This is a genomic window from Pseudoalteromonas sp. HM-SA03 (assembly GCF_002289345.1).
Taxonomy (GTDB): domain Bacteria; phylum Pseudomonadota; class Gammaproteobacteria; order Enterobacterales; family Alteromonadaceae; genus Pseudoalteromonas.
Map to the genome: position 1 here is coordinate 60,114 of NZ_NSDG01000020.1, position 10,898 is coordinate 71,011.

At 45.8% G+C, this 10,898-nt stretch carries 11 protein-coding genes, 2 rRNA genes and 1 pseudogene (1 of these 14 only partly in view); 9 read left to right on the forward strand and 5 right to left on the reverse strand.

All coding sequences use genetic code 11. The annotated features are described in order from the left end of the window. Positions 1 to 46 precede the first annotated feature (46 nt). Positions 47 to 1,143 (reverse strand): annotated as a pseudogene (locus CKO50_RS03880) (monodechloroaminopyrrolnitrin synthase PrnB family protein); the annotation flags it as partial. 116 nt (positions 1,144 to 1,259) lie between these two features. On the opposite strand from CKO50_RS03880, the gene CKO50_RS03885 reads away from it, so the two are divergent. From CKO50_RS03885 to CKO50_RS24445, 4 genes are all read left to right on the forward strand, one after another. After that, positions 1,260 to 1,727, forward strand: coding sequence for an Lrp/AsnC family transcriptional regulator (locus CKO50_RS03885; protein WP_095727093.1), 468 nt, complete (start codon positions 1,260 to 1,262; stop codon positions 1,725 to 1,727). Between the two features lie 63 nt (positions 1,728 to 1,790). Further along, on the forward strand, positions 1,791 to 3,065 hold the full coding sequence (locus CKO50_RS03890; protein WP_095727094.1) for a carboxylesterase: 1,275 nt from the start codon (positions 1,791 to 1,793) through the stop codon (positions 3,063 to 3,065). After that, entirely contained in the window at positions 3,058 to 3,870 is an 813-nt protein-coding gene (locus tag CKO50_RS03895; RefSeq protein ID WP_255229423.1) for a peptidogalycan biosysnthesis protein, read from the forward strand. Before CKO50_RS03890 ends, CKO50_RS03895 begins: the two co-directional genes overlap by 8 nt. Continuing rightward, on the forward strand, positions 3,828 to 4,214 hold the full coding sequence (locus CKO50_RS24445) for a GNAT family N-acetyltransferase (RefSeq protein WP_255229424.1): 387 nt from the start codon (positions 3,828 to 3,830) through the stop codon (positions 4,212 to 4,214). Before CKO50_RS03895 ends, CKO50_RS24445 begins: the two co-directional genes overlap by 43 nt. Here the strand turns inward: CKO50_RS24445 and CKO50_RS03900 are convergent. Further along, entirely contained in the window at positions 4,194 to 4,787 is a 594-nt protein-coding gene (locus tag CKO50_RS03900; protein ID WP_095727095.1) for a DUF938 domain-containing protein, read from the reverse strand. The two genes, CKO50_RS24445 and CKO50_RS03900, sit on opposite strands and share 21 nt — an antisense overlap. A 166-nt stretch (positions 4,788 to 4,953) precedes the next feature. Between CKO50_RS03900 and CKO50_RS03905 the strand changes: the two genes are divergently transcribed. From CKO50_RS03905 to CKO50_RS03925, 5 genes are all read left to right on the forward strand, one after another. Beyond that, the gene (locus CKO50_RS03905) at positions 4,954 to 5,136 is read left to right on the forward strand and encodes a hypothetical protein (protein ID WP_010378070.1); all 183 of its coding nucleotides are present in this window, start codon (positions 4,954 to 4,956) and stop codon (positions 5,134 to 5,136) included. Between the two features lie 117 nt (positions 5,137 to 5,253). Continuing rightward, complete coding sequence (locus CKO50_RS03910) at positions 5,254 to 5,664, forward strand: hypothetical protein (protein ID WP_010604192.1); 411 nt, start codon at positions 5,254 to 5,256, stop codon at positions 5,662 to 5,664. Between the two features lie 8 nt (positions 5,665 to 5,672). Next, on the forward strand, positions 5,673 to 7,049 hold the full coding sequence (locus CKO50_RS03915) for an aspartate ammonia-lyase (protein ID WP_010604191.1): 1,377 nt from the start codon (positions 5,673 to 5,675) through the stop codon (positions 7,047 to 7,049). 107 nt (positions 7,050 to 7,156) lie between these two features. Further along, on the forward strand, positions 7,157 to 7,657 hold the full coding sequence (locus CKO50_RS03920; RefSeq protein ID WP_095727096.1) for a hypothetical protein: 501 nt from the start codon (positions 7,157 to 7,159) through the stop codon (positions 7,655 to 7,657). Between the two features lie 8 nt (positions 7,658 to 7,665). Continuing rightward, positions 7,666 to 8,046: a hypothetical protein gene (locus tag CKO50_RS03925; protein WP_095727097.1), complete on the forward strand. Its 381-nt coding sequence runs from the start codon at positions 7,666 to 7,668 to the stop codon at positions 8,044 to 8,046. A gap of 17 nt (positions 8,047 to 8,063) precedes the next feature. Here the strand turns inward: CKO50_RS03925 and CKO50_RS03930 are convergent, their stop codons facing one another. The 3 genes from CKO50_RS03930 to CKO50_RS24230 all read right to left on the reverse strand — a co-directional run. Beyond that, a complete protein-coding gene (locus CKO50_RS03930) occupies positions 8,064 to 8,249 on the reverse strand; it encodes a hypothetical protein (protein WP_010378060.1) in 186 nt (61 codons plus the stop codon). Positions 8,250 to 8,946: 697 nt separating this feature from the next. After that, positions 8,947 to 9,060: ribosomal RNA gene (gene rrf, locus CKO50_RS03935) — 5S ribosomal RNA — on the reverse strand. Positions 9,061 to 9,177: 117 nt separating this feature from the next. Further along, positions 9,178 to 10,898, reverse strand: a 23S ribosomal RNA gene (locus CKO50_RS24230); its annotated part runs 273 nt beyond the window's last position; the annotation flags it as partial.

A 10,898-nucleotide genomic window follows, 5' to 3' on the forward strand; every position in this document is an offset into this window, starting at 1 on the left:
GTTTTAAATCATGATGCCGAGTAAAGATATCAGCGCGCTCGGCAGCAGCTCGTCTATCTCTTAAGTCTGCGAGTTCTTTGAGTAACACTTCAATCGGTGGACCACTGGCGGTCACTTTGCTTAAGTGCTGTTGCTGCATCGTCTGCGAAGGTTTGGCGATATACTTTTCGACGAGTTGATTGTGATGCTGTATGGCCGTATCTCCATGCAGCTTACACACTTGTACAAACAAACTACAGGCGGGGCCAAACCAATCACTTTTCGGCCCTTTCAATGCATTCAGAAACGCATCCATTAAATTAGGCGTGCGCATGCATTCCCGCAGGGTTGCTTGGTCTTCTGGCATCATATAGAGGAATTTTTCCACCAGCATTTGACCATAGCTAATATCATTAGCTGGGCATAACCCCAACATCATATCGATAACATTGATACCCGCAAAATCTCCAGCGTTTGCACCACGATAGACCTCTTTACCAACTCGGTATGGTTTGTAATAGGGTCGCACAACGTAAAAGAATGCCTCGGTATCGAGCTCCTTAAATAACTCTCGATTAGACTCTATGACCTCAAGCAGCGCTTGCTTAACTTGTTTGAGTAGCACCAATGACATGGGATGAGAAATTCCCAAATGATGTACCTTCATTAATGATTCGGACGCACGTTTATAGGCAAGAATGGCCTGAGTATTGTAATCGATGAATAAGCGCTCTGCCGGATGAGAAGTAAAGCGCTTATACACGCCGTTGATTGCGCGGTTGTGTGTGGTGAGATGAGCCGTTGCGAAGCGCGGCGTAACTCCCAAAGAGGCACCAATGTGCATGGCCAGTGCCGATGCTTGCGTTAGTGGAGACACCTTTTCACGGCTTGGCTCGGTAATTTCGTGGCGTCTGCATGCAGCCATAAATAGACCAACGTTACCGAGTAAGTCNCTTGCTCAAAGCCCTCGTCGGTATTGCCTTCTTCTAGCAAGGCTTGGACTAGCTGATTACCTTCTTCTAATAACTGTGCTTTTAGCGTTTCACCAACGCCTTCAACGTTTGCTTTATCCTGTTGCTGCCAATAAAGATGTTCAAGCTTGTCGTTAAGGTCGACAAACGGACCTCTAATCCAAGCGTCAAATTGTACGGCTAATGGACTCATGATTACTTCTCGTGATTATTCCACAGTTAAGGCTAGCAAATCACCACGAGCATAATTTGCCAATTTTCTCTAAAAGTTTAATACTGATTAGCAAGAATCACTCTTTTATTTGGTTTATGTCGGTAAATCTAGATACCAAGGACAAATTGCTCCTTAACGCTTTGCAACATAATGCACGTTTGAGTAATGCCTCACTCGCCGAAAAGGCAAACCTTTCCGATACTCCCTGTCTTCGACGCGTAAAACGCTTGCAAGATACGGGAGTAATTTCAGGCTATCATGCGGCACTTGATAGAGCGCAAGTTGACCTAAGTATTTTGGTTTATGCATTTATAAAGCTCAGTGAAAATACCGCAACTGCAGCGCATTTATTCGAACAACACGTGGAATCTGAAGATCAGGTGATCAGCTGTTCGGTGATCTCCGGAAGTTATGATTACCTGTTGGAAATCGTAGCAAAGGATTTGCCCAGCTATGAACAGTTCGCCAAACATCAACTGGGGGCCTGTAAGGTAATTAGCGGGATTGAATCAACGATTGTACTAAAGCAAACTTTTGCAAAACGCATATTACCGATCCGCTAACCATTTTTATCGTCATCTGTTCTCGCTATACTGCATGTGATTTTATGCTCATAAGGACCGACTATGCGCCACTACCTTACCTCCACAGTATTTGCTTTTAGCCTGCTTGCTTCACCTTTGGTCATCGCACAAGACTGTGTTATCCAAGTGAGTGATATGTCGCTATTCACCAAGAGCAAAAAGTCGGGATTATTCCGCGAAGCAATCGATAAAGGCCCCGTCACCGTCGATGTAGGGAATGTAAAAAACTATAACGATTACATTCGTTCGACTAAGCAAATTATTGAAAGCCGCAATCCTCGCGCCACACTGCCGTGCCCGTTAATGACGCCCACCGCAACATTACTCAACCTGAAAAACCCCAAGGTAAGTGACTTAATCACGCCATTTTCACTTGAGCATGACAACAAAGATCACGCCATTTTACTTATCCATGGTCTGACCGACTCTCCTTTTACTTTTCACTACCTTGCGGCAGCGCTCTATGAAGCAGGATACAATGTCAGAACCATGTTACTGCCAGGCCACGCGACTGCACCAAGCGATTTAACCGAAGTTGACATTGACGATTGGCAAACCCATACGGATTATGCCATCGCACAGACGAGCCAAGATTTTAAGCATTTTTCCGTACTTGGTTATTCCACGGGTGCCGCCATAGCGCTGAGTAGCATAGCGAAGCACAAGCCCAATAATTTAGGCTCTGTTGCACTTATCTCACCCGCCACGGAGCCACATAATAAGAACGGTTGGCTAGCCAAGTGGATTGATTACGTGCCATTTGTCAATTGGATAGATGAAGACGCAGATTTGGATTTCGCCAAATATGAATCTTTCCCATGGCATGGCGCAACGTTAGCCCATCAGGCTATGGCGCCACTCAAATCACTCACCACTTTGCCAGATGTACCGATCTTTATCAGCTACAGCGATGTCGATACCACCATAGACAATCATGCAACGGCAAAGCTGCTAGAAAAGTGGCAACCTAAGTCAACGTTGACCCAATTTATCTACTCGGAAACGCCATCGACTAAGCAAGGTGTGAATTATCGGAGCGTGAAAGCCGACAACATTGTCGATATGTCTCATATTGGTATTTTGCAGCCACCTGAACATATTTTTTACGGCCGCAAAGGGCCTTATCGTAATTGCACCAATTACCACTTAGAAGACCAAGCCTTCATTAACTGCCGCACAGGTAAAACCGTCCATTTTGGCGAGCGTCACGAGAAAAACATGACGCAATACACTGCTCTTGCGCGGATCACGTTTAACCCTGATTACAGTAACTTTGAGCAAGCACTGCTCGCATTTTTTGACGGCCACAATGACTGAGTACCAACACAAGTTTATTCATTCTCTGACTGAAGTGACAGAAGCACAGTGGGGCTGTGTTTCACCATCACATGTATTTACGAGCTACGCGTGGCTGCTTGCATTAGAGTTGAGCGGCTGCACCAGCAAAGAGACTGGCTGGATACCGCATCACCTAATGATTGAACGTCAAGGCGAGTTGATTGCAATTTTACCAGGCTATATTAAATCGCACTCTTATGGCGAGTACGTTTTTGATTGGGCTTTTGCTGAAGCCTACGAGCGCCATGGATTAGATTACTATCCGAAATGGCTATGTGGCGTCCCCTTTACCCCCACTCAAGGGCCAAGAATATTAACTAAACGTCTATCTTCTTGCTTGCTTGAATATATTGACGCTACGCTCACGAGCCTCGCCCAACTAGGCATTAGTGGAGTCCATATTAATTTTTGTCGTGAAAGCGATTTTCTCATTCAGAGTCATTTAACGATGCGCCGCAATGTGCAATTTCATTGGCATAATCGAGGTTACGCCGAGTTCGATGATTTTCTCGCTCGACTCACATCAAGAAAGCGTAAAATGGTCATGAAAGAACGCCAAGCTGTGACTGCCCAAGGTATTAACATAAGCTGGAGTGTTGGCAGAGAAATAAGCACAGCACAACTTGATGCCTTTTTTCTCAGCTACCAGCTCATCTATCTTAAACGCTCGCGGCACCACGGCTATCTCTCTCGTGACTTTTTTCAGCAAGTTATCACCTCGATGCCAGATAAGTTTCGTCTTTGCTGTGCCTACTTAAGTTTCGTCTTTGCTGTGCCTACTTAAACCACGAAATTATTGCCACCAGTTTATATCTTGTGGATGGTGATACCTTGTATGGTCGCTATTGGGGCGCAATTGAGGATAGTTACGACTTTTTGCATTTTGAGCTGTGTTACTATCAAGGCATAGAGTACGCCATTGCTAGTCAGCTTGCTGTCTTTGACGCGGGTGCTCAAGGCGAGCACAAGTTAGTGAGGGGTTTTGAACCGGTGTGGAGGCAATCGTATCACCGCTTATTTCAACCTGACTTTCAGCGAGCGCTTGAGGATTTTACCAAGCGCGAAGCTGACGCACTCGAGCATTACTTTACCGAGTGCCTAGCAAAACTACCGTTTAAACACCAATAAGCGATTATTAGCCGGCATCGCATAGTCTTGCTGTAGTGTAAGTCCTTGCTCTGCTGCAAGCGCCAATAGCCATTCTTGATCGCGAATGCCACTCTCTTTGTCTTGCGATTTTAAATATGCATCAAACTCTCGGTTACTCTCGCTGGTAAATTCACCTTGATAATTAAAAGGCCCATAAACTATCAGGTAGCCGCTTTTTTCTTTAAGGTGTCGTCCAACGCCTGCAATTAAACGCTCTACGAGCGTTGATGACACAATGTGTAAGGTATTAGCGGTATAGATCACATCATAACGCTGATTAACAGGCCACGCATGGTACAAGTCTAGCGCCAATGGCGGTAAAGTATTTTCTAACTCGGCGTCATCAAGCCACGCTTGAATACCTGCGTGATTAACCTCCCTGTCCGCCGTCTGCCACGTTAAATGCGGTAACGCCGCAGCAAAGTGCACCGCATGCTGACCCGTACCTGAGCCCACTTCTAGCACTTCCAAGGGTTTATTTAGATAGGGAGTGAGCTTTTCTAATATTGGCTGTTTATTGTTTTCACACGCTTGAGAGTATGGTTTTGTCATCTCGTTTGCACTATTTTGATCGATTTATGCGCCTCATTGAGGCAAGAATTTATCTCAATTGCAAGGCAAATAGCTAAAACTTCTACTAAGCAATTAAAATTAGAAAAGAAATTTATTTTGGTACAACTTCTGCTAAGTTTAAAGAGTACTAAGAGGAGAAGCGAGCATGAAAATTTCAGAGATCACCCAAATGCCAAGCCAACTTAAAAGCGAAGGACTTGTCCTGAAGAAGCGTAAAAATACCTTCACGAAAAGTCGCGCTTACCGACAAGAAGTCGCTAACCTGATGCAACTCGAAGAACAAGAGAAAGAGCATTCAGAGCAGCAATATCTCCTCGGCTATAATTAAGCTCAATCACACTTTCTTAAATTCATTTCAGACTCATAGTGAGCTGCTATGGTGAATGCTAAACAAATTGTTTGGCAGTGCGAATACTAAAGCTTGAATTGCCAACCAAACGATGTAATGATAACCATTATCATTACATCGTTTGGTTTTGTATTTATGCAGCTAGCTACTTTATTACAAACTTATCGTGCGAAGCTTAATCGCCACTGCCAGCGACCACAACTCGAGGCGCCGCTCTTGGTTGCGGAATATATTTCGGCAGGCATAGGCATGGCGAAATGGTACGAGCGCCATAATAACCCGCTGCTGCAAGAGCTTTATCTTAAAAATACATTGTCCGAACTGTTAGAACAGATTGCCGATCCACTCGTTGATACAGCCATACGTAAACAATGCATGGATCAATTATTTAAACCTTTGTTGGCACTAAAACGGTTTTATAAACATCACCATACTTCGTCACGGCAATTTTTGAAGCTCCAGCGAGATGCGTGCCAAACCTGCCAGCAGTTTAACCCTTTTTATTAGGAGCAACGATGACTACATTTCGTCAAGAATCCGATAGTATGGGAACATTAGATGTTCCTGAGCATGCGCTCTACAAGGCGCAAACACAACGCGCTGTAAATAACTTTCCTATTAGCGGGATCACTATGCCAAGTAGCTTTATCAAAGCCTTGGCCTACATCAAACAAGCCGCAGCAGAAACCAATCAATCCCTTGGCCATCTATCAAGTGATAAAGCAAAAGCAATTGTGAGTGCCTGTCAGCAGCTAATTGATGGCAAACACTTAGATCAATTTCCAGTGGATGTCTTTCAGACTGGCTCTGGTACCAGTTCAAACATGAATGCCAACGAAGTGATCGCCACGCTGGCGACTGAGTTAAGCGGTGTCGCAATTCATCCTAATGATGACGTTAACATGGGCCAAAGCTCAAACGATGTGATCCCAACAGCGATTCACGTGAGTAGTGCAATCACAGCAGTGTATGACCTTCTGCCAGCACTAAAACACTTATCTAGTAGTATTGAACAAAAAGCAGAGCAAGTTGGTCATCACGTCAAAACTGGCCGGACGCACTTGATGGATGCAATGCCGGTGACCTTTGCACAAACATTAAGTGGCTGGCAAGCGCAAGTAGATAACGCCTGTCAGGGCATTGTTCATTCCTTAGAAAAAGTTTACGAGTTAGGTCAAGGTGGAACAGCGGTAGGCACAGGTATTAATGCCGATCCTCAGTTCGCTAAATTATTTAGCCAAAACCTGAGCACTAACATCGGGATCCGTTTCAGTAAAGGCAATAACTTTTTCTATCATATCGGTTCACAAGACGCGATTGTGGGACTTTCAGGCCAACTTAAAACCTTTGCAGTTGCACAAATGAAGATAGCCAATGACTTGCGCTGGATGAATTCAGGACCGCTTGCTGGCCTAGGTGAAATCGAACTTGAGGCACTACAACCAGGCTCTTCAATCATGCCAGGTAAAGTAAACCCAGTTATTCCAGAAGCGGCTGCAATGGCCAGTGCTCAAGTGATAGGTAATGACGCAACGATTAGTGTTGCAGGCCAGTCTGGCAATTTTGAGCTGAATGTTATGCTGCCAGTGATTGCATTAAATATTTTGCAAAGCATTGAGATCCTCTCAAATACCGCGAGGCTACTTGCGGACAAAGCTATTTCAAGCTTTAAGGTGAATGAGCAGAATATTCAAAAGGCACTGGCTAAAAACCCGATTCTAGTTACCGCATTAAATCCTGTGATCGGGTATGAAAAAGCAGCACAAATTGCCAAGCTTGCCTACAAAGAAGGACGCCCAATCATAGAGGTTGCTGCTGAGCAAACCGATCTGAGTGAACACGAGCTCCAATCATTACTCGATCCGCAAAAACTCACCAAAGGCGGTCTATAGCGCAGTCCTTCCCAGCCTGCAATCACATATAGTGTATGCAGGCTGCAGAGCTTGCTATTCCTTAAGGGCTTGCGTAGTTTAATTAGCAAACATTAGGAGAGCATATAATGAACAAGATGATCCCCACTTTACTTGCAACCTTTTTGCTGTTTGGTTGCCAAGAAGAAGTAACTAAAGAAGAAACTGTAGAACAAAAAGCGCAAGAGACCAAGCCTGTAAGCGAAAAGCACACCGAAATTAAAGAATCAAAAGAAACAAGCTTACCTATTCAACAAGATGGTAAAAAGCTCGACACCTCTGACATCAAAACCCATAAACAGTCATTGGAAAGCGTGGTGGCCGACAAAAGCTGTGATAACGATACCCAGTGTAAAGTCATTGCCGTTGGCGATCGTGCCTGTGGTGGGCCTTCTTCTTATCTAGTGTATTCAACAAGATCAGCAGATGAGGCCCAAGTTAAGCAGTTAGCGGAGCAAATTACTACATTAGAGCGCGCCTATAATATGCAAAATCAGATGATGAGTATCTGTCAGCATTTAATTGAACCCGCAACACAATGCGTTGAAAATAAGTGTGTTAAACTAGAAAATAGTCGTCCTACATACTAGAGGCAATAATGAAGTTAGCTATTTCTCTCGCTTGCATCGGCTCACTAATTGCGGCGTTATCTGGCTGTGAAATGACACCAAGCGATGCAACAAGTCGTTCGAATACTACGCATACACTCAGCGATATAAAAGCAAATATAGGATGTGATGCAAGCTATCAGTGTAAAGTAATTGGAGTAGGTGAGCGATTAACCTGTGGTGGACCAAGAGAATACCTGATCTACTCAACGAAGCATACTGATGAGCAAGATGTAGAAGCTGTCGTTAGCGCCATTACAGAGCAAGAAAAGCTGAATAACAAAGGAAAAGCGCCAGCGGTTAGTTGTGAACCTGTGATGCCAATACAAACACTATGTATTGCCCATACCTGTCAGGCTGTGCCTCTATAGACTGATGAGCACTCGGGTTATCGGATAAGCTCATTGATCACTGAGATCACCATCACTAACAGCGCACAAATACTCGCATTAATAATGTACTTCACTTCAAGCTGCTTCTTAATCCAATAGCTATACATAAAGCGAATTAAGTAAGTGGCTGAAGTACCAAACAATGCAAATATAACCAACAGTGCAATTAAATGAAATGACACACTAAGACCCCCTGTTTTTAGCCCATCATATCGTTAATTGACCCTTCCTTATAGCCCTCATTGCATAAAACCATATAGCAGCTTCTTGCTTGCAAATGCTCGGTGGATAAACCACCTCCCATGTTGCACAGTGCTTATACTGTGGTGGAGCGAGTTCATCTCGCGAGGTGTTTTAAATCTCAGATAGCAAAAAACCCGTCGCATTGCTGCAACGGGTTTCTCTTATATGGCTCTGGCTCGCTACGAAGTAGGATGTTCTACTTTCACATGGGTAATCCACACTATCATTGACCGGGGCCGACCCTTCGGCTGTTTTGTTTCACTTCTGAGCTTGGGTGACGAGAAACCGAAGCACCGCTTCGCAGTTCGAGGAAGTGAGCGCAAGGACGCGCGAAGGGGAGANTTACTTTACCCCAAACAGCAAAAAACCCGTCGCATTGCTGCAACGGGTTTCTCTTATTTTGCCCTGGCTCGCTACGAAGTAGGATGTTCTACTTTCACATGGGTAATCCACACTATCATTGACCGGGGCCGACCCTTCGGCTGTTTTGTTTCACTTCTGAGTTTGGGTGACGAGAAACCGAAGCACCGCTTCGCAGTTCGAGGAAGTGAGCGCAAGGACGCGCGAAGGGGAGANGTACTTTACCCCAAACAGCAAAAAACCCGTCGCATTGCTGTAACGGGTTTCTCTATTTGGCCCTGGCGATGTTCTACTTTCACATGGGCAATCCACACTATCATCGACGCTGTTTTGTTTCACTTCTGAGTTCGGCATGGGGTCAGGTGGGTCCAAAACGCTATAGTCACCAGGAAATTCTGTTCATCAATGAAGTCTCCCTCATCAATGTAAATCTGGAAAAAGCTATTAAATTCTTTTGTCTACTTTAGTCTATTAACTTCTGTCGCTTATAAACCACTTTGGCGTTGTATGGTTAAGCCTCTCGGGTAATTAGTACGAGTTAGCTTAATGCCTCACAGCANCTTCCACATCTCGCCTATCAACGTTGTAGTCTTCAACGGCCCTTCAGTTGACTCTAAGTCAAAGTGAGAACTCATCTCGAGGCCTGCTTCCCGCTTAGATGCTTTCAGCGGTTATCAGTTCCGAACGTAGCTACCGGGCAATGCAATTGGCATCACAACCCGAACACCAGCGGTTCGTCCACTCCGGTCCTCTCGTACTAGGAGCAGCCCCTCTCAATTCTCAAACGCCCACGGCAGATAGGGACCGAACTGTCTCACGACGTTCTAAACCCAGCTCGCGTACCACTTTAAATGGCGAACAGCCATACCCTTGGGACCGACTTCAGCCCCAGGATGTGATGAGCCGACATCGAGGTGCCAAACACCGCCGTCGATATGAACTCTTGGGCGGTATCAGCCTGTTATCCCCGGAGTACCTTTTATCCGTTGAGCGATGGCCCTTCCATTCAGAACCACCGGATCACTATGACCTACTTTCGTACCTGCTCGACGTGTCTGTCTCGCAGTTAAGCTTGCTTCTACCATTACACTAACCGTACGATGTCCGACCGTACTTAGCAAACCTTCGTGCTCCTCCGTTACTCTTTGGGAGGAGACCGCCCCAGTCAAACTACCCACCAGGCACTGTCCTCAACCCCGATCCAGGGGCCTAAGTTAGAACATCAACACTACAAGGGTGGTATTTCAAGGTCGGCTCCACAGAAACTAGCGTTCCTGCTTCAAAGCCTCCCACCTATCCTACACATGTAGGGTCAATGTTCAGTGCCAAGCTGTAGTAAAGGTTCACGGGGTCTTTCCGTCTAGCCGCGGGTACACAGCATCTTCACTGCGATTTCAATTTCACTGAGTCTCGGGTGGAGACAGCGTGGCCATGGTTACACCATTCGTGCAGGTCGGAACTTACCCGACAAGGAATTTCGCTACCTTAGGACCGTTATAGTTACGGCCGCCGTTTACCGGGGCTTCGATCAAGAGCTTCGCCTAAGCTAACCCCATCAATTAACCTTCCGGCACCGGGCAGGTGTCACACCGTATACGTCATCTTACGATTTTGCACAGTGCTGTGTTTTTAATAAACAGTCCCAGCCACCTGGTCACTGCGGCTCTCGTTTGCTTACAGAGCAAGTCCTTCACAAACAAGAGCGTACCTTCTCCCGAAGTTACGGTACAATTTTGCCTAGTTCCTTCACCCGAGTTCTCTCAAGCGCCTTAGTATTCTCTACCTGACCACCTGTGTCGGTTTAGGGTACGATTCAGTATGAACTGAAGCTTAGAGGCTTTTCCTGGAAGTAGGGCATCAACAACTTCACCACCTTAGTGGCTCGTCTCGACTCTCAGCCTTGGCAACCCGGATTTTCCTAAGTCACCAGCCTACAGCCTTTCACATGGACAACCAACGCCATGCTTGCCTAGCCTGCTCCGTCCCCCCATCGCATTCATACCGAGTACGGGAATATTAACCCGTTTCCCATCGACTACGCTCTTCAGCCTCGCCTTAGGGGTCGACTCACCCTACCCTGATTAACATGGGATAGGAACCCTTGGTCTTCCGGCGGAGGAGTTTTTCACTCCTCTTGTCGTTACTCATGTCAGCATTCGCACTTCTGATATGTCCAGCATGCCTCCCGGCACACCTTCAGCCACTTACAGAACGCTCCCCTACCCCGC